We start from the raw sequence: 23,311 nt of genomic DNA on the forward strand, positions 1-23,311 counted from the left end.
ATAGCTGGGCATTGTAGCGGAACCCATGCAGGCCATGGCTGGGCATGCCGCCGCCATCACCGCTGGATGGACACCCCGCCATCCACCAGCATGGCTGTCCCGGTGACGAACGATGCCTCGTCGGACGCCAGGTACAACGCGGCCTGGGCAATCTCCCGGGGCTGCGCCAGGCGCTTGAGTGCATGCAGTTGGGCGACCTGGGCCAGCGCCTCGGGTGTTCCGTTCATCGCGCGCGCCATGGGGGTGAGGGTACCGCCGGGCAGCAAGGCATTCACACGGATGGCCTTCGCTCCGAACTCCGTGGCCAGTGCCTGGGTCAGGCCGATCAGGCCGGCCTTGCTCGCGGCATACGCGGCCGTGCCCGCAAATGCGGCGGTATACCCCACGAAGGTGGAGGTGAGGATGATCGAGCCACCTCCGCGCGCCAGCATTGCGGGAATCTGGTGCTTGGCGCCCAGGAAGGCACTGGTGAGGTTGGTCTCCAGGGTGTCGCGCCAATCGCTCGACTGCACGTCCGGCGTGGGTTGCAGCGGCCCCATGGTGCCCGCGTTGTTGAAGGCGATATCGAGGCCGCCAAAACGCTCCACGGCAGTGGCGACGAGCGCTTGTGCGTAGGCCTCGTCGCGCACGTCGCCGGCCACTGCCGCAGCCGACCCTCCCTGCTGAGTGATGGCAGCGACGAGTTGGTCCAGCTCCGCTTGGCGCCGTGCGCCCACGACGACGGCCGCACCGGCCTCCGCGAAAAGCAGGGCCGCTGCGCGGCCGATGCCGGAACTGGCGCCGGTGACGATGGCGACGCGATGGGAGAGGGACGGTTGGGACATGGGACGCTCCTTCGGGTTGGGTGAAGGAAGAGTCTCCCGGCCCGCGGGCGACGCGTCTGGCCGGATCCGGACTTGCGATGCCGCTTGTGCCGCTGGTGCTGCTTGCGCGCCACGAAAAAGCGGCCCCGAAGGGCCGCTGGCGCGTTGTGCGGGAGGCCGCCTGTCAGGCAGCGAGGGCCTTCACCACGGCATCGCCCATCTGTGCCGTGCCCACCTTGGTGGTGCCGTCGCTGTAGATGTCAGGCGTGCGCAGGCCTTGGGCCAGCACCTGCTGCACCGCGGCTTCGATGCGGCGCGCGGCTTCTTCCTGGTTCAGGCTGAAGCGCAGCATCATGGCGGCGCTGAGGATGGTGGCCAGGGGGTTGGCTACGCCCTTGCCGGCGATGTCCGGGGCGCTGCCGTGGCTGGGCTCGTACAGGCCTTGCTTCTTATCGTTCAGGCTGGCCGAGGGCAGCATGCCGATGGAGCCGGTGAGCATGGAGGCTTCGTCGGAGAGGATGTCGCCGAACATGTTGCCGGTGACGATCACGTCGAACGCCTTGGGCGCTTTCACGAGCTGCATGGCCGCGTTGTCCACGTACATGTGCTGCAGCTCCACGTCGGGATAGTCCTTGTGTACCTCGGTCACGACGTCCTTCCAGAACTGGAAGGTTTCCAGCACGTTGGCCTTGTCCACGCTGGTGACCTTCTTGTTGCGCTTGCGCGCGGCCTCGAACGCGACGCGGGCGATGCGCTCGATCTCGGGCTTGCTGTAGCGCATGGTGTCGAATGCTTCCTCGGCGCCGGGGAAGTGGCCGTCGGCGGCGGTGCGACGCCCGCGCGGCTGGCCGAAGTAGATGTCGCCGGTCAGCTCGCGGATGATGAGGATGTCCAGGCCGGCCACCAGTTCAGGCTTGAGGCTGGACGCATGCGTGAGCTGCTCGTAGCAGATCGCGGGACGGAAGTTGGCGAACAGGCCCAGGTGCTTGCGCAGGCCCAGGATGGCCTGCTCGGGGCGCAGCGGGCGCGCCAACGTGTCGTACTTCCAGTCGCCCACGGCGCCGAACAGGATGGCGTCGGCACTCTTGGCAAGATTCAACGTGGACTCCGGCAGCGGGTGGCCCGCGGCCTCGTAGGCGGCGCCGCCCACGGGTGCCGTCTCCATCTCCAGCTTCAGGTCCAGGGCTTCGAGCACCTTGACGGCCTCGGCGACGATCTCGGGGCCAATGCCGTCACCCGGCAGAACTGCGATTTTCATGGTCATTCACTTCTGTTTTGATAGCTGTCAGCGCTTGATGGATAAGCGCCGGATGCTGTTTTTGCTTGTAATCAATCGGTCAGGGCCGGTGGTGGGTCACGCGGCCATGGTGTGGCTCAGCCACGGCTTGCTGGCCAGGCGTGCGGCTTCGAAGGCGCGGATCTTGTCGGCATGGCGCAGCGTCAGGCCGATGTCGTCAAAGCCGTTGAGCAAGCAGTACTTGCGAAACGGCACCACGTCGAAGGGAATCTCCTCGCCCTGGGGACGCACCACCACCTGGCGCTCCAGGTCCACGGTGAGCTGGTAGCCGGGGAAGGCGGCCGCTTCGTTGAACAGCTGGTCCACCGTGGCTTCGGGCAGCACGATGGGCAGCAGGCCGTTCTTGAAGCAGTTGTTGAAGAAGATGTCGGCGAAGCTCGGCGCGATGATGGCGCGAAAACCGTATTGGTCCAGCGCCCAGGGCGCGTGCTCGCGGCTGGAGCCGCAGCCGAAGTTCTTGCGCGCCAGCAGGATGCTCGCGCCCTGGTAGCGCGGCTGGTTTAGCACGAAGTCGGGGTTGGGCTTGCGCTGGGATTCGGGCACGCCCGGCTCGCCCTTGTCGAGGTAGCGCCACTCGTCGAACAGGTTGGGGCCGAAGCCCGTCTTCTTGATCGACTTGAGGAACTGCTTGGGGATGATGGCGTCGGTATCGACGTTCTCGCGGTCCATGGGGGCGACGAGGCCCTTGTGGAGGGTGAATTTCTGCATGGTGGTGTGTCCGGAAAGAAGTGGCGTTGGGGCCCGCGGGCTTACTGGCCGTTGGTCCAGGTGCCGGCCTTGATCTGTGCGCTGGAGGTTTCGCAGGCCTTGCGCTTGTCCTGCAGCGCATCGGCGGTCAGGTTGTAGTAGTAGGCATCCACCGGCTGACCCATCAGCCCCTTGCAGGCGCCGCTGGCCGGGCGCGGGCACTGCGGCAGGTAGCTCACCTTGCCGGGCTTGCCGCCCAGTTGGGCGGACATCTGCGCCAGGCCGCCGCAGCTGCCCTTGATCTGGTCGTCGGGCACGCCGGCGGCGAATTCCATGCAGTCCTTGACCTGCGTGGTCTTGCCACTGAAGGTGATGCTGCCTTCGATGACGCAGGCGCGATTGGCGGCCCACGACAGGGCGGGGGTGGCCAGCAGCAGCGTGGTGGCGAGGCAGGCGAGGGCTTTCTTCATGCGGAGCTCCTGGGATGGCGGTGTGGAGGGGCTTACTTGGCGGCGCGTTCGATGGCGCTGCCGGCGCGCTGCACGTCCTGGCCCATGCCCTTGACGGTGTTGCAGCCGGCCAGCACGAAGGCCAGCGCGAGCAGGGCGGCGAGAGACTTGTTCATGGTGGGAGGCTCCTTAAGCGAACTGGCGGATGTCCACGAAGTGGCCATGGATGGCGGCGGCCGCGGCCATGGCGGGGCTCACGAGGTGCGTGCGCCCGCCCGCGCCCTGGCGGCCTTCGAAGTTGCGGTTGGACGTGGAAGCGCAGCGCTCGCCGGGCTCCAGGCGGTCGGCATTCATGGCCAGACACATGGAGCAACCGGGCTCGCGCCATTCAAAGCCCGCGGCCTTGAAAATCGCATCCAGCCCCTCGCGTTCGGCCTGTTCCTTCACCAGGCCCGAGCCAGGTACCACCATGGCCAGCTTGATGTTTTTGGCGACCTTCTGGCCGAGCTTCTTCACCACGGCGGCGGCTTCGCGCATGTCCTCGATGCGGCTGTTGGTGCACGAGCCGATGAACACCTTGTCCACGAAGATGTCATCCATCGGCTTGCCGGGCTGCAGGCCCATGTAGGTCAGCGCACGCTCGATGGCGCCGCGCTTGGACGGGTCCTTCTCCTTGTCCGGGTCGGGCACCACGGCGTCGATGCCCAGCACCATCTCGGGGCTGGTGCCCCAGGTGACCTGCGGCACGATCTCGGCGGCGTTCAACTCCACCACCGCGTCGAACTTGGCGTCCGCGTCCGAGTGCAGCGTCTTCCAGTACGCCACGGCCTGGTCCCACTCCACGCCCGTGGGCGCGAGCGGGCGGCCCTTCACGTAGTTGATGGTTTTGTCGTCCACTGCCACCAGGCCCGCGCGCGCGCCGGCTTCGATGGCCATGTTGCACACGGTCATGCGGCCTTCCATGCTCAGGTCGCGGATGGCTTCCCCGGCAAATTCAATCGTGTAACCCGTGCCGCCGGCGGTGCCGATCCTGCCGATGATGGCCAGCACGATGTCCTTGGCCGTGATGCCAGGGGCGACCTTGCCATTCACTTGGACCAGCATGTTCTTGGCCTTCTTGGCCAGCAGGGTCTGCGTGGCCATCACGTGCTCGACCTCGCTGGTGCCGATGCCGTGGGCCAGCGCGCCGAACGCGCCGTGGGTGCTGGTGTGGCTGTCGCCGCAGACCACGGTCATGCCCGGGAGGGTGGCGCCGTTCTCGGGGCCGATCACGTGCACGATGCCCTGGCGCTTGGACAGGAACGGGAAGAACGCTGCCGCACCGGACTCTTGGATGTTCTTGTCCAGCGTGACGATCTGCTCCTTGCTGATCGGGTCGGCAATGCCGTCGTAGCCGCGCTCCCAACCGGTGGTGGGGGTGTTGTGGTCGGCCGTGGCCACGATGGAGCTCACGCGCCAGACCTTGCGGCCCGCCTCGCGCAGACCCTCGAAGGCCTGCGGGCTGGTCACCTCATGCACCAGGTGGCGGTCGATGTAGAGCACGGCGGTGCCGTCCTCTTCCGTGTGGACGACGTGCTCGTCGAAGATCTTGTCGTACAGGGTGCGTCCCATGGCAGTCTCGTTTCTTGGGTTCAGTGGGGTGGTGAGAATTCTAGGTGGGGGTGTCGCCGTCCTCGGCGGGCGTCGCGGCAGGCGCGGGCGCCAGGTGTTCGACCAGCAGCCGTGCCGTGACGGGCAGGGCTTCGAAGTCGCGCGCCACCAGGCGCAGCGCGCGCCGAGCCCAGGGTTCGTCCAGCGGTACGGCGGCCAGTTGCCCCACGCCGCGCATCAGCGAAAACGCCCGGTCGGGCAGCAGGCCCACGCCCAGACCGTTGTCGATCATGCGGCACATCGCGTCCAGGCTGGTGACCTGGATGCGCTGGCGCAGCGGGCGTGCGGCCTGCGCGGCGGCCTGGCGCATGGCCAGGCTGATGCTGCTGCCCGCGTGCAGCCCGACGATGTCCCAGTCCAGCACTTCTTCAAAGCGGATCGATGCGCGGGTCGACAGGGCGTGCGTCTGGGGCACGACCAGCACCAGCCGGTCGCTGCGGTAGGGGCGGCTTTGCAGGCCTTCGTGGGCGGCCGTGGCGGGTACGTTGCAGATCCCCAGATCCGCCGCGCCTTCGTGCACGGCCTGCAGCACGTCGGGCGAAAGGTGCTCCTGCAGATCGATCTTGATCTGGCTGTGTGCCTGGGCGAACGCGCCCAGGTCCTCGGGCAGGAACTGCACGATGGCCGAGATGTTGGCGTGCATGCGCACATGGCCGCGCACGCCGTCGGCGTACTCGGAAAGCTCACCCTGCATGCGCTCCAGCCCGAACAGCACGTTGCGCGCGTGGTGCAGCAGGCTTTCGCCAGCGGGGGTCAGCGTCACGCCGCGGCTGTGGCGGTACAGCAGGGCCGTGTCGACCGCAGCCTCCAGGTCGGACAGGCGCTTGCTCACCGCCGAGGCGGCGATGAACTCCCGCTCGGCCGCGCGGCCGATGCTGCCCAGTTCGCAGACGGCCACGAACAGTTGCAGCGAGGTGAGGTCAATGCGGCGCGCAAAGCTGCGCTCTGAGCTTTTCATCGGGGGTGGAGCGACTTCTCGTTTGACGAGGTGAGTCCCCTATTTTCCCCTGTATATCTGCCGGTTGTCATCGCGATACGCGATGGCTCACATGCCGCTGGATGGGCATCGCGGCGGATTTGCTATGAAAAATATAGCTTCCAGCGCTCATCAAATAAGCGCTGGAGGCTGTTTGGCTCTTGTTTTAGAGCGTCACGCTGTCGCCATGCTCGGGAACCTCCACGGGCCAGCCCAGCGCGTGGTCGATGCGCTGGCGCAGCATGTCGGCCGCTGCCATCTCCCCATGCACCACGTACACCTGCCGGGGTGTGGAGGGCATGGAGCGCAACCAGGCCACCAGTTGGTCGCCATCGGCGTGGGCCGAGGCCGTGGCCAATTGCACCACCTCGGCACGGATGGCCACGTCGCGCCCGTGGATGCGGATGGTTTTTTCGCCCGCGGCGATGCGGGCGCCGCGCGTGCCGCCCGCCTGGTGGCCGGTGAGGATGATCATGTTGCGATGGTCGCCCGCGTGCAGCGCCAAATGGTGCAGCACGCGCCCGCCCGTGGCCATGCCACTGGCCGACAGGATCACGCGCGGCCCGTGCAGACGGGCCAGCGCCTTGGATTCGTCCACGCTGTGCACCAGCGTCGTGCCGCGCGCCATGGCGTGCAGTTCGGAGCGGTTGATCCGGGTCTCGCTCAGGTGGTTCTGGAACAGCTCCGTGGCGCTCACGGCCATGGGGCTGTCCAGGTACACGCGCAGTCCGGAAGGCACTTCGCCGCGGGCCTTCAGCTGGGCGATGGCGTACATCACCGTCTGCGCGCGCCCCACGGCGAATACCGGCACCACCGCCACGCCGCCACGCGCGGCCAAGCGTGCCAGCGCGGGCCCCAGCTCGTCCAGCACCGTGCCGGGCGGGTGGCTGCGGTCGCCGTAGGTGGACTCGATGAGCACGGTGTCGGCCGCGGGCGGCGCGTCGGGCGCGTGCATCAGCAGGTCGTCCGGGCGGCCCAGGTCGCCCGAGAACAGGATGCGCCGCCCTCCCACCTCCAGCAGCACGCTGGCCGCACCCAGGATGTGGCCTGCATTCTGGAAGGTGGCGCGCCAGCCGCGCATGGGCTCGAAGGTCTGGTGCGTGGGCTGCACTTGCAGCAGCGACAGGCAGTGCTGCGCGTCCAGGCGCGTGTACAGCGGCAGGGCGGGTTCGTGCTTGCTGAGCTTGTGCCGGTTGAGGAAAGCCGCGTCTTCTTCCTGCAGATGGCCGCTGTCGGGCAGCAGGATGGCGCATAGATCGCGCGTGCCGGCCGTGCAGAACACCGGCCCGCCAAAGCCGTCCTTGGCCAGCAGCGGCAGGTAGCCCGAGTGGTCCAGGTGGGCATGGGTGAGCAGCACGGCGTCAATATCCTGCGGTGCCACCGGCAGCGGGTTCCAGTTGCGCAGGCGCAGCGGCTTGTAGCCCTGGAACAGGCCGCAGTCCACGAGCAGCGCCTGGCCGCCGTGGCGTACGAGGTATTTGGAGCCGGTGACGGTGCCGGCCCCGCCGAGGAAAGTGATGCTGACGGACATGGAATGGCTTTGTGAAGTGACGACCGTCAGCGTAGCAGGCGGCGCTACGCGGGTGTTTGATGCAAACGCACCCGCAGCGCGGCGTAGCCGGCGTCCGGGGCTGTGGCCCGCGTAGGCGCATGGCCTGCGGGCAGTGCGATGGCGCTGGTGCGCGCCAGCAACTCCTCCATCAGCACCCGCAGTTCCAGCCGCGCCAGCGGCGCGCCGGGGCAGACGTGGATGCCTGCGCCATACAGCAGGTTGAGCGCGGGATCGCGGTCCATGCGGAACTCATCCGGGTCGCCGAACACGCGCGGGTCGCGGTTCGCGGCGATCCAGTGGATGGACAGGCGCTCGCCCATCGGCACGGGGCAGCCGCCCAGCGTCACGTCGCGGGTGGTGATGCGGCGGTTGGCCACGAGCGGGCCGTCGATGCGCAGCACCTCGTCGATGGCCGTGGGCAAGAGGCCGGGCTGCGCGCGCAGGCGTTGCTGCCAGTCGGGGTGGCTCGCCAGCCAGTGCAGCAGGATGCCGATGGAGGCGGCAATCGTGCCGACCTCGCCCACCGTCCAGTTGCGCAGCACGCTGGCAAGCTCGCGCAGGTCCAGCAGACGGCCCTCCACACGGGTGTGCATCAGTTCGCTGGTGATGTCCTGCGTGGGCGGCGCCTCCAGGCGGGCCTGGCGCACGCGCCCGACCAGGTCTTCGAACTCCTGCGCAACGGCCGAAGTCTGCGTGCGGTCGCCCGAGCGGGTGGCGGCCTGGCTGCGGCGCAGCCAGCCGAGCAGCTCGTCCTGCAGCAGCGTGGGCCAGCCGAGGAACGCGGACTGCACGCGTACCGCGAAGGGCAGGGCGAACTCGTGGGTGATCTCCAGCTCGCCGCCCAGGGCCAGGGCCTCCTGCACCGTGGCGGCCGACAGCGCGCGACACACGGGCTCGAAGTGCGCCATGCGCTCAGGGGCGAAGAACGGGTCAAGCGCGCGGCGGTACTGCGTGTGCAGGGGCTGGTCGTAGCCGTTGGGCACGGCCGGGTGGGCCGACACCGCACTGCTGAAGGTGGCATGGTCGCCGAGCACCTGCATGACCTCGGCGTGGCGCAGCACGGACCAGTGCTGCGCGTCGCTGTGCGCCAGCGGGCAGCGCTCGCGCAGCTGGTCGTAGGCGGCGCGCTGGTCGCGCAGGACTTCGGGGGCTTGCGGGTCCCAGCGGGGCGGTGTCGTGGTCATGGCAGTCTCCTTGGAAGGCTTCCTGCGGCTTCGCCCACCCGGCGAGGCGATCGCAGACGGGTTCTACAGTCCCAGCGCGTCGGCCAGCGCGTTCATGCGCTGGCTCACGCCGGCATCCATGGCCATGGGGCGGCCCCATTCGCGCTGGGTCTCCCCGGGCCATTTGTTGGTGGCGTCCAGCCCCATCTTGCTGCCCAGGCCTGCCACGGGTGAAGCGAAGTCCAGGTAGTCGATGGGCGTGTGCTCGATCAACAGGGTGTCGCGCGCCGGGTCCATGCGTGTGGTCAGGGCCCAGATGACTTCCTTCCAGTCGCGTGCGTCCACGTCTTCGTCCACCACCACGATGAACTTGGTGTAGAGGAACTGGCGCAGGTGGCTCCACACGCCCATCATCACGCGCCGTGCATGGCCCGCATAGGCCTTGCGGATGCGCACCACGGCCATGCGATAGCTGCAGGCCTCGGGCGGCAGGTAGAAGTCGATGATCTCCGGGAAGGCGCGCTGCAGCAGCGGCACGAACAGTTCGTTCAGCGCCAGGCCCAGCATGGCCGGCTCGTCGGGCGGCTTGCCCGTGTAGGTGCTGTGGTACAGGGCGTCCTGGCGCTGCGTGATGCGCTCGACGGTGAACACGGGGAACTCGGCGCACTCGTTGTAGTAGCCAGTGTGGTCGCCGTAGGGGCCTTCCAGCGCGTGCTGCCAGCCGCTGGGGTGGTTGGCGTCGGGGCGAATGTGGCCTTCGAGCACGATCTCGGCGCTGGCCGGCACCTGCAGCGGCACGCCCAAAGCGGGCGCCACCTCGGTGCGCGCGCCGCGCAGCAGCCCGGCGAACTGGTATTCGGACAGCGTGTCGGGCACGGGCGTGACGGCGCCCAGGATGGTGGCCGGGTCGGCCCCGATGGCCACGGCCACCGGGTAGGGCTGGCCGGGGTTGAGCCGGCAGTGGTCGGCAAAGTCCAGCGCACCGCCGCGGTGCGACAGCCAGCGCATGATGAGCTGGTTCTTGCCCAGCAGCTGCTGGCGGTATATCCCTAAGTTCTGGCGTGCCTTGCGCGGCCCGCGCGTGATGGTGAGGCCCCAGGTGACCAATGGCGCCACGTCGCCAGGCCAGCAGTGCTGGATGGGCAGGCGGGTCAGGTCGACGTCGTTGCCCTCCCACACCACCTCCTGGCAGGGCGGGCGGCGCACGGTGGCCGGGGCCATGCTCCACAGCGTCTTGAGCAGATCGCGCTTGCCCCACAGGTCCTTCATGCCGCGTGGCGGCTCGGGCTCCTTTAGCTGTGCCAGCACCTCACCAAAGGCGCGGATCTCCGGCAGCCCCGCCACGCCCAATGCGCGGGCCACGCGCCCGGGCGTGCCGAACAGGTTGGCGAGCACCGGCATGGTACGGCCCGCGGGGTGCTCGAACAGCAATGCGGGGCCGCCCGCGCGCAGTACGCGGTCGGCCAGCGCGGTCATTTCCAGGTGAGGGGATACGGGCTCGGCAATGCGGCGCAATTCGCCCGCGGCCTCCAGCTGGGCCATGAAGTCGCGCAGGTCGCGGTAATGCATGCTTTGAATGAAATCAGGCTCCAGCGCTTATCCAGCAAGCGCTAGAAGCTATTGTTTCAGGAGTCCAACGGCAGGCCCTGCCATTGCGGCGCCAGGGCGTGCTCCAGCCCCAGCAGGTCCAGCACGCGGGCCACGCTGTGGTCCACGATCTCGCCCACGCTGGTGGGGCGCTGGTAGAACGCGGGCATGGGCGGGCACACGATGCCGCCCATCTCGGTCACCGTCGCCATGTTGCGCAGGTGCACCAGGTGCAGAGGGGATTCGCGCACCATCAGCACCAGGCGGCGCCGCTCCTTGAGCACCACGTCGGCCGCGCGCGTGAGCAGGTTGTCCGCCAGGCCGTGGGCCACGGCCGCCAGCGTGCGCATGGAGCAGGGCGCCACCACCATGCCGTGCGCGGCGAACGAGCCGCTGGCAATGCTGGCGCCCACGTTGGCGAGGTCGTGCACCACGTCCGCCAGCGCCTCGACGCTGGCGCGGTCCATATCCAGCTCGTGGCGCAGGTTGCGCCAGCCGGCGTCGGAAACAACGAGGTGGGATTCCACATTGGGCATGTCCTGCAGCGCCTGCAGCAGGCGTGCGCCGTACACGGCGCCGCTGGCGCCCGAGATGCCCACGATCACGCGGCGGGGCGGCGGGCTCATGCGGCGGCCTTGGAGCGCAGGGGATGGTCGTGCAGGTCGGCCTGGATGCGCGCCAGCACCTGGGCGGCCTCGGCCGGGTCGAAGTCCTGGTGGTTGCGCTTCTTCACGCCGTACTCATGCAACTGGAAGTGGCGTGCCGGCGTAATGCCGTGGCGCGCCAGGCTGCTCTTCACGCACACCAGGGGGCAGCCGTCGAGCGCGATGATGGGACGGCCCGAGCGCGCCAGCTTGACCAGCTTGGGCACGTCGCCCCCCACGCCAGCGATGCACGACATCTCCGCCACGCCCTCACGGTCCAGCCGCACGGCGACATGGTTGGCCAGCTGCGCGGCGCTGGAGCAGCCGGAGCAGGAATAGACCAGCGGGTGGACATCGCAAGGGGCAGGTTCCGTCACGAACGACCTCCAAAGAAGGGCGGAAGAGGCGGCAATTGTCGCGCAAGCTGCGGGGCCCAGCGCGAGAGCACGGCGCGCGGCGCCCAGTGGCGCGGGTCGAGCACGGGCAGGTCGATGGCGTCCAGCGCGTTCTTGACCACCAGGCCCAGCTCGGTGTCGCCCTCCATCACCAGGCGGCGGTTGAAGAACAGCGTGTCCGGGTCCTGGCGGCGTTGCGCCAGCAGCACGAAGTCCTGCGCATTGGCGCTGATCGCGAGGTCCGGGTTGGCCTGCGGCGCGCTGGGCGCAAAGCGCTGGCCGTTCCAGGTGAAGTCGAAGGCCACGCGCGCGTCGCGCACGCGGATGGACAGGCGCTTGTCCTTGAGCAGGTCCTTCACGTCCTGAGGCAGATGGTGCGACAGGGCCAGGTTGATGGCTGTAACCAGCAGGACCGAGCCCGGATAGGCGGGCAGACGCGAGAGCACGGCGCCCACGGGGCGCGGCAGGGTGAACGGTGCGGGTGGGGTAGCGGTCATGGCTTGAAGGAGTAAGTGCGGTGGCTCAGGATGTCACGGCGGGCTGCACCAGATCCAGTCCGGGCTTGCCGTGCCAGTAACCGTTGCAGGGGGCCTCGGGCATCAGGGGGCGCATGCGGTCAAGGGCACCTGCATCGGGTTGGGGCGCCTTGCGGGCTGCGTCGAAGGCGGCGATAACCTCTGCCATGTGCTGCGATTGGGGGGACAGGCGCAGCAGTTCCACGCCCAGCGCGCGCAGCGCAGGTACGTCCTGGATGAGGTTGTGCACGCGCGCCGACTGGGTCTGGATGCCGTTGAGCACCAGGAAGCCCTCGCCTTCGCGGGTGGCCAGCAGCTGGCCGTCCGGGTGCTCGATGCAGCGAAAACCGCAGTCGTCCTTGGGCAGGTTGTAGTGGCGTGCCGTGAAGCAGCGCGCCGAGAACGCCAAGGGCATGCGGCCGTAGGCGAAGACTTCGGTCTCCAGCCCCGCGGGTTTGTGTTGCTGCAGCACGGCCAGGTCGGCCTGGCGCATCTCCAATGGCATGACCCAGCGGCTGGCGCCCAGGCCGACCATCCAGTTCAGCGAATCGGCATTGAACAGGTTGAGCTGGGGGCCGGCGACGAAGGCGCGCTTGCCTGCGAGCTGGTGCACGGCGCCCATGTCGTTCGCCTCGATGAGGAATTCCTCGTCCTGGGCGATCTTGTGCATGGCGGATACGTCGGACGTGGATTCCAGCAGCACCATGGTGGAGAGCACCGCCTGCTTGCCGGCGTCGCGCAGCATGCGTGCGATGTCGATCCAGTCGCTCTGGCGCAGCTCGCGGCGGCGCGAGCACACGGCTTCGCCAAGGTAGACGACGTCCACCGGCGTCTCGGCCATGGCCTGGTAAAAATCAAAAACGGTATCGCGCGGCCAGTAGTACTGCAGCGGGCCCAGGGCTAGTTTCATCTTGATGCTCTCAGTTCTTCAGGGGGCCAAGCGCAGTCCCCGCCGCATAAATCGGCGTGACCCAGGCCCAGGCTGCCGGGCAACGGCACAGGGGGTGTTCTTCGCACTTCATTTCCAGGGGCGGTGGTAGGCGCCCAGCGTGTGCTGCTGGCCCTCGGCCACCTGGTCCAGGCTGGCCATCCAGGCGGTCTTGGGGCTGTACAGGTGGCCTTGCGCCATGCAGTGGTCGATGGCCTCGCGCCAGACCTTGGTCACCTGGGCCACGTACGCGGGGCTGCGCTGACGGCCCTCGATCTTGAAGGCACGCACGCCCATCTTCACAAGCTTGGGCAGCAGTTCCAGCGTATTGAGGCTGGTGGGTTCCTCCAGCGCGTAGTAGTTGCTCTCGTCGCCCACGTCGAAGCGGCCCTTGCAGAGCGTGGGGTAGCCGGCGTTCTCGCCGTTGCCGTAGCGATCGATGAGCACGCCATTCAGGCGCGACTCCAGGCCCTTGGGCGTCTCCTGCCAGCGCACGAACTTCGCGGGTGAGCACACGCCGTGCGTGTTGGGCGACTCACCCGTGGCATAAGACGACAGCGCGCAGCGCCCTTCGACCATCACGCACAGGCTGCCGAAGGCGAACACCTCGATCTCCACCGGCGTGCGGTCGATCACCTGGCGCACCTGCTCCAGCGAGAGCACGCGCGGCAGTACGGCGCGCTGGATGCCGAACTGCTGGTGGTAGAAGTTGATGGCGTCGTGGTTGGTGGCCGAGCCCTGCACCGACAGGTGCAGCCGCAGCTGCGGATGGTGGCGCATGGCGTATTGCATGAGGCCGGGATCGGCCATGATCACGGCGTCGATCCCCCAGGCGGCCGCGCGGTCCAGGGCGGCGCGCCAGGGAGCGGGGTTGGCGGCCTGCGGGTAGGTGTTGAGTGCCAGCAGCACCTTGCGCCCGCGCGCATGGGCGTAGGCAATGCCGTTCTGGATGGCCGCCTCGTCAAAGTTCAGACCCGCGAAATTGCGTGCATTCGTCGCGTCGCGCAGTCCGAGGTAGACGCAGTCGGCTCCGCCGTCAACGGCCGCCTTGAGTGCAGGCAGGCTGCCGGCGGGGCAGACCAGTTCGGGTGCGGAAGGGATGTCGGGGGAAGTCGGTTGGCGGGCTGGGTCGGTCACGGGGGCGCTCTTTCGGCTGGCTTGTGCGCGGATCGTCTGATCCTGCGCAGGCTGCGTACCTTAGGTCGCGGTGAATACCCATAACCTGATTTTTGTCAACGATGGGCCGGTCGTTCCTGAATAAACAGATCGGGATTGACCAAAGCCCAGGCAAAAAAAGGCCCGCTGTCCGCGGGCCTTGTCCAGGGGGTCAGCTGAAGAAGCTCTTGAGCCGGTCGGTCCAGCTCTCGGTGGACGGCGAATGCTTGGCACCGCCCTTCTTGAGCGACTCGTCCAGTTCCTTGAGCAGCTTGCGCTGGTGCTCGGTGAGCTTGACCGGGGTTTCCACGATGATGTGGCAGTACAGATCGCCGGGGTAGCTGGCGCGCACCCCCTTGATGCCCTTGCCCCGCAGGCGGAACTGTTTGCCGGCCTGTGTGCCTTCGGGGATATCGATGGCCGCCTTGCCCTGCAGCGTGGGCACCTCGATCTCTCCACCCAGCGCCGCGGTGATGAAGCTCACCGGAACCTGGCAGTGCAGATCGTCGCCGTCGCGCTCGAAGATGTCGTGCTTCCTGATGCGGATCTCGATGTACAGGTCGCCCGGCGGCCCGCCATTGGTGCCCGGTTCCCCGTTGCCGGTGGAGCGGATGCGCATGCCGTCGTCGATGCCGGCGGGGATCTTCACCTCCAGCGTCTTTTGTTTCTTGACCCGGCCCTGGCCGTGGCAGGCCGTGCAGGGCTCGGGAATGATCTTGCCCGTGCCGCGGCAGTGGGGGCAGGTCTGCTGCACGCTGAAGAAACCCTGGCGCATCTGCACCGTGCCAGAGCCCTGGCAGGTGCCGCAGGTCTTGGCGCTGGTGCCGGGTTTGGCGCCGCTGCCGTGGCAGGTCTCGCAGCTTTCCCAACTGGGAATGCGGATCTGCGCTTCCTTGCCCTTGGCAGCCTCTTCGAGCGTCACGTCCATGGCGTAGGACAGGTCGTTGCCGCGGTACACCTGCCGGCCGCCGCGTCCGCGCGCGCCGCCGAACATGTCGCCGAAGATGTCTCCGAAGGCTTCGGCAAAGCCACCAAAGCCCTCGGCGCCACCCATGCCGCCACGCATGTTGGGGTCTACGCCCGCGTGGCCGTACTGGTCGTAGGCGGCGCGTTTCTGTGCGTCGGACAGGATCTCGTAGGCCTCCTTGGCCTCCTTGAACTTCTCCTCGGCGGGCTTGGCAGCGTCACCCTGGTTGCGGTCAGGGTGGTACTTCATGGCGAGCTTGCGATAGGCTTTCTTGAGCTCGTCGTCCGAGGCGTTCTTGGGAACGCCAAGGACCTCGTAAAAATCTCTCTTGGACATGGGCAATCTTCAGGCCGGTTGGGAGCACGAACGCCGCGCGAACCCCGGCTGGCGGGGCCCGACGCGGCGGCTAGGCACGGGATGCGCTGGCGCGATCAGCCCTTCTTGACTTCCTTGACCTCGGCATCCACCACGTTGTCGTCCTGCGCGGCGGCGCCGGCGGAGCCACTGGCGGCAGCTTGCGCACCGGCAGCCTCGGCCCCTTGAGCGGCCTGTGCATCGCCGTACATCTTCTCGCCGAGCTTCTGGCTGGCAGCCATCAGTGCGGTGGTCTTCTCGTCGATGGCGGCCTTGTCCTCGGTCTTGAGGGCAGCTTCCAAGTCCTTCACGGCGGCCTCGATCTTTTCCTTCTCACCGGCGTCCAGCTTGTCGCCGTGCTCGGACAGGCTCTTGTTCACGGTGTGCACGGCGGCTTCACCCTGGTTGCGAGCCTGCACCAGCTCCAGCTTCTTCTTGTCGTCGGCGGCGTTGAGCTCGGCGTCCTTCACCATCTTCTGGATCTCGTCCTCGGACAGGCCGGAGTTGGCCTTGATGGTGATCTTGTTCTCCTTGCCCGTGCCCTTGTCCTTGGCGCCCACGTGCAGGATGCCGTTGGCGTCGATGTCAAAGGTCACTTCGATCTGGGGCGTGCCGCGCGACGCCGGGGGAATGCCTTCCAGGTTGAACTCGCCCAGCAGCTTGTTGGCGCTGGCAATCTCGCGCTCGCCCTGGAACACCTTGATCGTCACGGCGGGCTGGTTGTCCTCGGCCGTCGAGAAGGTCTGCGCGAACTTCGTCGGGATCGTGGTGTTCTTCGTGATCATCTTGGTCATCACGCCGCCCAGGGTCTCGATGCCCAGCGACAGCGGCGTCACGTCCAGCAGCAGCACGTCCTTGCGGTCGCCCGACAGCACCTGGCCCTGGATGGCTGCGCCCACGGCCACGGCCTCGTCAGGATTCACGTCCTTGCGCGGATCTTTGCCAAAGAACTCCTTGACCTTGTCCTGCACCTTGGGCATGCGGCTCATGCCACCGACCAGGATCACGTCGTTGATGTCGGACACGCTGATGCCGGCGTCCTTGATGGCCGTGCGGCAGGGGGCGATGGTGCGCTCGATCAGCTCGTCCACCAGGCTTTCCAGCTTGGCGCGGGTGAGCTTGATGTTCAGGTGCTTCGGGCCCGATGCATCGGCCGTGATGTAGGGCAGGTTGATGTCGGTCTGCGCGCTGTTGGACAGCTCGATCTTGGCCTTCTCGGCGGCTTCCTTCAGGCGCTGCAGGGCCAGCACGTCCTTGGACAGGTCTACGCCCTGTTCCTTTTTGAACTCGCCGATGATGTAGTCGATGATGCGCTGGTCGAAGTCCTCGCCGCCCAGGAAAGTGTCGCCGTTGGTGGACAGCACTTCGAACTGCTTTTCGCCATCGACGTCGGCGATCTCGATGATGGACACGTCGAACGTGCCACCACCCAGGTCATACACGGCGATCTTGCGGTCGCCCTTGTCCTGCTTGTCCAGGCCGAAAGCCAGCGCGGCGGCGGTAGGCTCATTGATGATGCGCTTCACATCCAGGCCCGCGATACGGCCGGCGTCCTTGGTGGCCTGACGCTGAGCGTCGTTGAAGTATGCGGGAACCGTGATCACGGCCTCGGTCACCGGCTCGCCCAGGAAGTCCTCGGCGGTCTTCTTCATCTTGCGCAGCACTTCCGCGGAGATCTGCGGGGGGGCCAGCTTCTGGCCGCGCACTTCCACCCAGGCATCGCCGTTGTCGGCGCGGGTGATGGTGAAGGGCATCAGGTCGATGTCCTTCTGAACTTCCTTCTCGTCGAACTTGCGGCCGATCAAGCGCTTGGCGGCGTAGATGGTGTTCTTGGGGTTGGTCACGGCCTGGCGCTTGGCAGAGGCGCCCACCAGAATCTCACCGTCTTCCTGGTACGCGATGATGGACGGCGTGGTGCGCGCGCCTTCGCTGTTCTCGATCACGCGCGTGTTGTTGCCTTCCATGATGGCCACGCAGCTGTTGGTGGTGCCCAGGTCAATACCGATGATTTTTCCCATGTTTTTCTCCGTGATGTCTGAAATGGCTGGATAGCCAGTAACTTGTGGATAACTTGCCCGTCTTCAAGCGGCGGTGCTGAGATTTATTTACTTGGGCGCGGCCACCGTGACCAGCGCAGGGCGCAGGACGCGGTCAAAGATCAGATAGCCCTTTTGCAGCACGCTCACGACGGTGTTGGCTTCCTGGTCGGCGGGCACCATGCTGATGGCCTGGTGCTGGTGCGGGTCGAACTTGGTGCCGGCCTCGGGGTTCACGATGACCACCTTGTTGCGCTCCAGCGCCGACATCAGCTGGCGCAGGGTGGCGTCCGACCCCTCGCGCAGTTGCTCGGCCGTGGCGTTCTCGATGGCCAGGGCGGCGTCCAGGCTGTCGCAGACAGGCAGCAGGCTTTCGGCGAAGCTCTCGATGCCGAACTTGCGGGCCTTGGCTACCTCATCCTCCGCACGCCGTCGGGCATTCTCGGCCTCGGCCTTGGCGCGCAAAAATTGATCGGCCAGGTCGGCGCTCTTGGCTTTGAGTTCGGCCAGTTCGCCCTGCAGGCGGTTCAGTTCGTCGGCGGCATTGGCGGACATCGCTGCTTCAATCTCTTCAGGAGAGGGAGGGGGATTCTGGTTCTCGGACATGTCGACTCGGGTTGAATTGGAATGCTTGTGCGCGCCAGTTAGGGGCGCATCCGCGGTTTTCAAGCGCGAATGGTGCAAATGGCGTTCTTTGCGTGCAACGCGGGGGCTCTGGCGTGCCGCGTGCAGGAGTGTGGACGGTGCGCAGTGTACAAGGTGAGCGCGCGTTGCTATAATCTTGCGCTTTGCCTTGCCACACCGCTACACGACGCGGCGGGTGGTGTCATCCAAAAGGAGTTTGCATGCGTCACTACGAAATCATTTTGTTGATCCATCCGGATCAGAGCGAACAGGTTCCGGCCATGCTGGAGCGCTACAAGGGCATGATCGTTGCCGGCGGCGGCCAGGTGCACCGTGTGGAAGATTGGGGTCGCCGTCAACTGGCTTACCTGATCAACAAGCTGGCCAAGGCCCACTACCTGTGCCTGAACATCGAAGCCGACCAGGCTGTGATGGCCGAACTCGAGCACGCCTTCAAGTTCAACGACGCCGTGCTGCGTCACCTGACGGTGCAGAAGAAGAAGGCCGAAACGGGCGCGTCCTCCATGATGAAGACCGTCGAGCGCGAAGAAGCACGCAAGGCCAGCCAGGCCGAGTTTGCCGCTTCGAACGAGCGCTGATCGACCAGCCTGTCAGCCAGGAGGTGTGAACAACCATTGGGTCCTGACAGCCTGTATCGCCGAGGTCCAGCCTCTGCGCTACACGCCCGCCGGCCTGCCGGCGCTGGATATACGACTCGAGCACGAGTCGCTCCAGCGGGAAGCCGGGGCGGATCGGCAGGTCAAGGCCAGCGTGAAAGCCCTCGCATTTGGCGCTCTTGCGGAGCGTCTGGCCCGGCAAGCGCTGGGAAGCGTCTGGAAGTTCCAGGGCTTCTTGGCCACGGGGCGCGGCGGCAAGGGATTGGTGTTCCACATCCAGGATATTCAACAAGATTAATTTTCAAGAGGTCCGAAAATGGCCACGTTCAAGAAATTCAACAAGGACAAGCGCCCGAAGCGCAACACCCAGTCGCTGCTGTTCAAGCGCAAGCGCTTCTGCCGCTTCACGGTCGCAGGCGTCGAAGAAATCGACTACAAGGATGTCGACACCCTGCGTGACTTCATCGCAGAGAACGGCAAGATCATCCCCGCGCGCCTGACCGGCACGCGCGCGATCTACCAGCGCCAGCTCAACACCGCCATCAAGCGCGCCCGCTTCCTGGCCCTGTTGCCCTACAGCGACCAGCACAAGATCTAAGGAGCACGATTACCATGCAAATCATCCTGCTCGACAAGGTCGTGAACCTCGGTAACCTCGGCGAGATCGTCAAGGTCAAGGACGGTTACGCCCGCAACTTCCTGATCCCCACGGGCCGCGCCCGTCGCGCCACCGAAGCCGCCAAGGCCGAGTTCGAGGCCAAGCGCGCCGAACTTGAAAAGGCTGCCGCCGAGAAGCTGGCTGCCGCCCAGGCACAAGGCGAAAAGCTGGCCGGCACCACCGTCAAGCTGACGCAGAAGGCTGGCGTGGACGGCCGTCTGTTCGGCTCCGTGACCAACCATGACATCGCCGAAGAGCTGAACAAGCAAGGCTACAACGTGGTGAAGTCGCAAGTCCGCCTGCCCAACGGCCCGATCAAGGTCGTGGGCGACAACACCGTCACGGTGGCCCTGCACACCGACGTGGCCGTTGAAGTCACCGTGTCCGTCTACGGCGAAACGGCCTGATCGGTTCACACCCTGGCTCTGCCATACAAAGCCGCCCTTGGGCGGCTTTTGTTTTTTCACCCGCACCTGTGCACCTGCTGCCCACTGCCTTTGCACGCCTTATCCACAGAGTTGTGCAATGACGGGCGTGGCACCGCCCGCTAGCATCGTCTGCTTGCCCTCCTGAAAGCCCCTGAGTCCCATGTCTGCCGTTGTGCCCACCCTTCCTGACGGTTATGCCGTCCCATCGCTGGATCGCGAGGTGGCCCAGTTGCGCGTTCCGCCCCATTCCATCGAGGCAGAGTCCAGCGTGCTGGGCGGCCTGTTGCTGGACAACATGGCGTGGGACCGCGTGGGTGACCTGCTGGTGGATGGCGATTTCTACCGCCACGAGCACCAGCAGATCTACGCCGCCATCGGCGCGCTGATCAACGCCAGCAAGCCTGCGGACGTGATCACGGTCTACGAGCATCTGCAGGGCATGGGCAAGGCCGAGGAGATCGGCGGGCTGGCCTATCTGAACAGTCTGGCCCAGTACGTGCCCAGCGCCAGCAACATCCGCCGCTACGCAGAGATCGTGCGCGAGCGCGCCATCCTGCGCAAGCTGGTGACCGCCAGCGACGACATCGCCACCAACGCCTTCAATCCCCAGGGCCGGCCGGTGGAGCGTATCCTGGACGAGGCTGAGCAGAAGATCTTCGCCATCGGCGAAGAGGGCTCGCGGATGAAGCAGGGCTTCCAGTCGCTCGACTCGCTCGTGATCGACCTGCTGGACCGCGTACAGGAGATGGCCGACAACCCCATGGACGTGACCGGCGTGCCCACGGGCTTCGCCGACCTGGACCGCATGACCAGCGGTCTGCAGGCAGGCGACTTGGTGGTGCTCGCGGCACGCCCCTCCATGGGCAAGACCTCGTTCGCCGTGAACATTGCCGAGCATGTGGCGCTCAACGAGGGCCTGCCGGTGGCCATCTTCTCGATGGAAATGGGCGCCGCCCAGCTGGCGGTGCGTATCGTGGGCTCGATCGGGCGCGTGAATCAGGGCAACCTGCGCACCGGCAAGCTCAGCGACGAGGAGTGGCCGCGCCTGACCGAAGCCATCGAGCGGCTGCGCACCGTGAGCCTGCACATCGACGAAACGCCGGGCCTGACCCCATCCGAGCTGCGCGCCAACGCGCGCCGCCTGGCGCGCCAGTGCGGCAAGCTCGGCCTGATCGTGGTCGACTATCTGCAGCTCATGAGCGGCTCGGGCAGCAACAGCTCCGACAACCGCGCCACCGAGCTGGGCGAGATCTCGCGGGGCCTGAAGATGCTGGCCAAGGAGCTGCAGTGCCCGGTGATCGCACTGTCGCAGCTCAACCGTTCGGTGGAGCAGCGCACCGACAAGCGTCCCATGATGAGCGATCTGCGGGAATCCGGCGCCATCGAACAGGACGCGGACATCATCATGTTCATCTACCGCGACGACTACTACAACAAGGAGTCCAAGGAGCCGAACATTGCCGAAGTCATCATCGGCAAGCAGCGTAACGGCCCCACGGGCACGGTGAAGCTGTTCTTCCAGAAGAACCAGACGCGCTTTGAGAACCTGGCGGTGGGCGCAGGTGACGATTACTATTAAGAGTAAAAAATGGCTCTAGCGCTCACTGGGTAAGCGCTAGCAGCTATTTATTTAATAGTGATTGAGCGGTCTCAACGCGTCAGTGCCCAGGCGAGCAGCGCCAGCGTGCATACGCCGAGCCCGCAGACGGCGAGCAGCAGGTGCAGGCTGCGCCGGCGCAACCCATCGACGGCGCGCACCAGTTGGGCGTTCTGCTCGGCCAGCGATTCGATCAGCGCGGCGGACGCGCGCTGGTCTTCTTCCAACTGGGCCATCCGGGCTTGCAGTACTGCCAGTTGATCGGGCGTACTGTCGATCCGCTGCGCGGGCGCCTCGGGCGGCGGCGCCTTGCGCGTGTTGCTGATGAGCTTGCGCGCGGCCTGCATGATCTGGGGCGTGGCCTCGATCACGTCGCCCCAGGGCACAAGCTTCAGCGCGGACATCCAACCCACGGCCATCAGAGTACCTCGCTGGCGAAGTCGGCCAGGCGCGAGCGCTCGCCGCGCGCGAGCAGGATGTGCCCGCTGTGTGGCCAGCCCTTGAACCGGTCCACCGCATAGGTCAGGCCGGAGGAGCCTTCCGTGAGGTAGGGCGTGTCGATCTGTGCCAGGTTGCCCATGCAGATGATTTTGGTGCCGGGGCCCGCGCGGGTGACCAGCGTCTTCATCTGCTTGGGCGTCAGATTCTGCGCCTCGTCGATGATGACGTACTTGTTCAGAAAGGTACGCCCGCGCATGAAGTTCATGCTCTTGATCTTGATGCGGCTGCGGATCAGCTCGTTGGTGGCCGCGCGGCCCCACTCGCCAGCATTGCCCCCGTCGCCCTTGGCAAGAAATTCCAGGTTGTCGTCCAGCGCGCCCATCCAGGGGCCCATCTTTTCTTCCTCCGTACCGGGCAGGAAGCCGATGTCCTCGCCCACGCTCACCGTAGCGCGGGTCATGATGATCTCGGTATAGCGGCGCTCGTCCAGCACCTGGGTCAGGCCCGCGGCCAGTGCCATCAGCGTTTTGCCTGTGCCGGCCGTGCCGGTCAGCGTCACGAAGTCCACGTCGGGGTCCATGAGCAGGTTCATGGCGAAGTTCTGCTCGCGGTTGCGGGTGTTCACACCCCATACCGTATTCTTGGACGAGCCGTAGTCCTTGAGCGTCTCCAGCACCGCCGTCTTGTCCCGGATCTCGGTCACGCGCGCATACAGGCTGGGCTCGCCCGGCGCCTCGAAATACACAAACTGGTTGATCATCAGCTGCGCCACCACGGGGCCGCTGATGCGGTAGTACATGTGCACGCCGCTCTGCCAGCTTTCGACGTTCTTGCCGGCCTTGGTCCAGAAGTCCGTCGGCAGCGCAAGGCTGCCCGAATAGAGCAGGTCGCCGTCTTCCAGCGTCTTGTCGTTCTGGTAATCCTCCGCGACCAGGCCCAGGGCGCGCGCCTTCACGCGCATGTTGATGTCCTTGGACACCAGCACCACCTCGCGCGGCGCATGCAGCTTGCGCAGCGCTTCCACCACGCCCAGGATCTGGTTGTCGGCCTTGCCCTGGGGCAGGCTGGAGGGCAACTGGTAGTTCAGGGGGGCGGTCTGGAAGTACAGGCAACCGCCGGCGGCGCGCTGGCCCGTGGAATCCAGGCGCAGGCCCAAGGCCATGTCGGCGCTGCCATGGGCTGCCGCCAGCGCATCCAGCGTACGGCTGGCCTGGCGGCCGTTGCGGGCCACCTCGGTCATGCCCTTCTTGTGGCCGTCGAGTTCCTCCAGCACGATCATTGGCAGGAAGATGTCGTGTTCTTCGAAGCGGAACAGACTCGTGGGATCGTGCAGCAGCACGTTGGTGTCGAGCACGAACATCTTCTTCGGCCCGGCAGCACGCTTCTTGCGCAGTGCAGCGTCCGGTGCGGCGCGCGGCGCGGCAGCCGGGGGCACTGCGGTGACGGGGGGCCTCATGCGCACTGCGCCCTCATCCGCAGGGCGTGCGCGCGAATGGGCGGGTGCAGCAGATACCCCCGCTTTGGTCGAGCGGCCTGCACTGGATGGGATGGCGGTATCAGGTGCGGCGGCTTTCTTGGCGGCGCTGGTCTTGGTGGCCGCGCGCTTGCGAGTGGGGGCGGCCGCTGTAGCGGGCCGGGCCGCGGAAGCCTCCGCGGCCTCGTCATCCTCGAAAACCGTCATGCGATAGGCGTCTGGTTTGAGCAGGGCGGCGCGCTGGGTCGGGGCGGGGGGCAGGGGCATTGCAGGGAGCCTTGAGGAAAGTAACGTTCAAAAAGCACAAAGCCGCC

General features: G+C 66.5%; 25 protein-coding genes. 5 read left to right on the forward strand and 20 right to left on the reverse strand.

The features are described from left to right. Window positions 1-56 precede the first annotated feature (56 nt). From BA022_RS00850 to grpE, 18 genes are all read right to left on the reverse strand, one after another. Window positions 57-824 (reverse strand): SDR family oxidoreductase, encoded by a 768-nt coding sequence (locus BA022_RS00850; RefSeq protein ID WP_088886270.1) that lies wholly within the window; start codon window positions 822-824, stop codon window positions 57-59. A 163-nt stretch (window positions 825-987) separates the two neighbouring features. Beyond that, window positions 988-2,061 carry a 3-isopropylmalate dehydrogenase gene (leuB, locus tag BA022_RS00855; RefSeq protein ID WP_011806354.1) on the reverse strand — a complete coding sequence of 358 codons (1,074 nt, stop codon included), beginning with the start codon at window positions 2,059-2,061 and terminating at the stop codon, window positions 988-990. A gap of 96 nt (window positions 2,062-2,157) precedes the next feature. After that, complete coding sequence (gene leuD, locus BA022_RS00860) at window positions 2,158-2,808, reverse strand: 3-isopropylmalate dehydratase small subunit (protein ID WP_011806353.1); 651 nt, start codon at window positions 2,806-2,808, stop codon at window positions 2,158-2,160. A gap of 41 nt (window positions 2,809-2,849) precedes the next feature. Next, window positions 2,850-3,257, reverse strand: coding sequence for a hypothetical protein (locus BA022_RS00865; RefSeq protein ID WP_088886271.1), 408 nt, complete (start codon window positions 3,255-3,257; stop codon window positions 2,850-2,852). 32 nt (window positions 3,258-3,289) lie between these two features. Beyond that, window positions 3,290-3,412: an entericidin A/B family lipoprotein gene (locus BA022_RS00870; protein WP_011806351.1), complete on the reverse strand. Its 123-nt coding sequence runs from the start codon at window positions 3,410-3,412 to the stop codon at window positions 3,290-3,292. A 13-nt stretch (window positions 3,413-3,425) separates the two neighbouring features. Further along, window positions 3,426-4,847 carry a 3-isopropylmalate dehydratase large subunit gene (gene leuC, locus BA022_RS00875; RefSeq protein ID WP_088886272.1) on the reverse strand — a complete coding sequence of 474 codons (1,422 nt, stop codon included), beginning with the start codon at window positions 4,845-4,847 and terminating at the stop codon, window positions 3,426-3,428. A gap of 40 nt (window positions 4,848-4,887) precedes the next feature. Next, window positions 4,888-5,844 (reverse strand): LysR family transcriptional regulator, encoded by a 957-nt coding sequence (locus tag BA022_RS00880; RefSeq protein ID WP_047350751.1) that lies wholly within the window; start codon window positions 5,842-5,844, stop codon window positions 4,888-4,890. A 184-nt stretch (window positions 5,845-6,028) separates the two neighbouring features. Next, window positions 6,029-7,393 (reverse strand): MBL fold metallo-hydrolase, encoded by a 1,365-nt coding sequence (locus BA022_RS00885; protein ID WP_088886273.1) that lies wholly within the window; start codon window positions 7,391-7,393, stop codon window positions 6,029-6,031. A gap of 44 nt (window positions 7,394-7,437) precedes the next feature. After that, window positions 7,438-8,598 (reverse strand): cytochrome P450, encoded by a 1,161-nt coding sequence (locus BA022_RS00890; protein ID WP_011806347.1) that lies wholly within the window; start codon window positions 8,596-8,598, stop codon window positions 7,438-7,440. A 63-nt stretch (window positions 8,599-8,661) separates the two neighbouring features. Then, complete coding sequence (gene ubiD, locus BA022_RS00895) at window positions 8,662-10,146, reverse strand: 4-hydroxy-3-polyprenylbenzoate decarboxylase (protein WP_088886274.1); 1,485 nt, start codon at window positions 10,144-10,146, stop codon at window positions 8,662-8,664. Window positions 10,147-10,202: 56 nt separating this feature from the next. Further along, the gene (locus BA022_RS00900; RefSeq protein WP_088886275.1) at window positions 10,203-10,790 is read right to left on the reverse strand and encodes a UbiX family flavin prenyltransferase; all 588 of its coding nucleotides are present in this window, start codon (window positions 10,788-10,790) and stop codon (window positions 10,203-10,205) included. Continuing rightward, complete coding sequence (locus tag BA022_RS00905) at window positions 10,787-11,185, reverse strand: putative zinc-binding protein (RefSeq protein WP_015913934.1); 399 nt, start codon at window positions 11,183-11,185, stop codon at window positions 10,787-10,789. The genes BA022_RS00900 and BA022_RS00905 overlap by 4 nt, the downstream gene beginning before the upstream one ends. Further along, a complete protein-coding gene (gene ubiT, locus BA022_RS00910) occupies window positions 11,182-11,700 on the reverse strand; it encodes a ubiquinone anaerobic biosynthesis accessory factor UbiT (RefSeq protein WP_088886276.1) in 519 nt (172 codons plus the stop codon). Before ubiT ends, BA022_RS00905 begins: the two co-directional genes overlap by 4 nt. A 25-nt stretch (window positions 11,701-11,725) precedes the next feature. Beyond that, on the reverse strand, window positions 11,726-12,628 hold the full coding sequence (locus BA022_RS00915) for a U32 family peptidase (protein WP_088886277.1): 903 nt from the start codon (window positions 12,626-12,628) through the stop codon (window positions 11,726-11,728). Between the two features lie 108 nt (window positions 12,629-12,736). Then, a complete protein-coding gene (ubiU, locus tag BA022_RS00920; RefSeq protein ID WP_011806341.1) occupies window positions 12,737-13,783 on the reverse strand; it encodes a ubiquinone anaerobic biosynthesis protein UbiU in 1,047 nt (348 codons plus the stop codon). Window positions 13,784-13,973: 190 nt separating this feature from the next. After that, window positions 13,974-15,104 carry a molecular chaperone DnaJ gene (gene dnaJ, locus BA022_RS00925; protein WP_015913930.1) on the reverse strand — a complete coding sequence of 377 codons (1,131 nt, stop codon included), beginning with the start codon at window positions 15,102-15,104 and terminating at the stop codon, window positions 13,974-13,976. Between the two features lie 95 nt (window positions 15,105-15,199). Beyond that, window positions 15,200-17,140: a molecular chaperone DnaK gene (dnaK, locus tag BA022_RS00930; protein WP_088886278.1), complete on the reverse strand. Its 1,941-nt coding sequence runs from the start codon at window positions 17,138-17,140 to the stop codon at window positions 15,200-15,202. An 87-nt stretch (window positions 17,141-17,227) separates the two neighbouring features. Then, window positions 17,228-17,764 carry a nucleotide exchange factor GrpE gene (grpE, locus tag BA022_RS00935; protein ID WP_011806338.1) on the reverse strand — a complete coding sequence of 179 codons (537 nt, stop codon included), beginning with the start codon at window positions 17,762-17,764 and terminating at the stop codon, window positions 17,228-17,230. Between the two features lie 239 nt (window positions 17,765-18,003). Here grpE and rpsF point away from each other — a divergent pair, with 239 nt between their 5' ends. From rpsF to dnaB, 5 genes are all read left to right on the forward strand, one after another. Next, a complete protein-coding gene (gene rpsF, locus BA022_RS00940; RefSeq protein WP_011806337.1) occupies window positions 18,004-18,381 on the forward strand; it encodes a 30S ribosomal protein S6 in 378 nt (125 codons plus the stop codon). Between the two features lie 25 nt (window positions 18,382-18,406). Further along, window positions 18,407-18,697, forward strand: coding sequence for a primosomal replication protein N (gene priB / locus BA022_RS00945; protein ID WP_088886279.1), 291 nt, complete (start codon window positions 18,407-18,409; stop codon window positions 18,695-18,697). Between the two features lie 18 nt (window positions 18,698-18,715). Then, on the forward strand, window positions 18,716-18,997 hold the full coding sequence (gene rpsR / locus BA022_RS00950; RefSeq protein WP_011806335.1) for a 30S ribosomal protein S18: 282 nt from the start codon (window positions 18,716-18,718) through the stop codon (window positions 18,995-18,997). Between the two features lie 14 nt (window positions 18,998-19,011). Next, window positions 19,012-19,464, forward strand: a complete 453-nt coding sequence (gene rplI, locus BA022_RS00955; protein ID WP_011806334.1) for a 50S ribosomal protein L9 — start codon at window positions 19,012-19,014, stop codon at window positions 19,462-19,464. A gap of 181 nt (window positions 19,465-19,645) precedes the next feature. Then, window positions 19,646-21,064, forward strand: coding sequence for a replicative DNA helicase (gene dnaB, locus BA022_RS00960; protein ID WP_011806333.1), 1,419 nt, complete (start codon window positions 19,646-19,648; stop codon window positions 21,062-21,064). Between the two features lie 71 nt (window positions 21,065-21,135). Here the strand turns inward: dnaB and BA022_RS00965 are convergent, their stop codons facing one another. Further along, window positions 21,136-21,501: a hypothetical protein gene (locus BA022_RS00965; RefSeq protein WP_088886280.1), complete on the reverse strand. Its 366-nt coding sequence runs from the start codon at window positions 21,499-21,501 to the stop codon at window positions 21,136-21,138. Next, entirely contained in the window at window positions 21,501-23,264 is a 1,764-nt protein-coding gene (locus tag BA022_RS00970) for a PhoH family protein (protein WP_088886281.1), read from the reverse strand. Before BA022_RS00970 ends, BA022_RS00965 begins: the two co-directional genes overlap by 1 nt. Window positions 23,265-23,311: the final 47 nt, after the last annotated feature.

The organism is Diaphorobacter nitroreducens, from assembly GCF_002214645.1.
Taxonomy (GTDB): Bacteria; Pseudomonadota; Gammaproteobacteria; order Burkholderiales; family Burkholderiaceae_C; genus Diaphorobacter; species Diaphorobacter nitroreducens.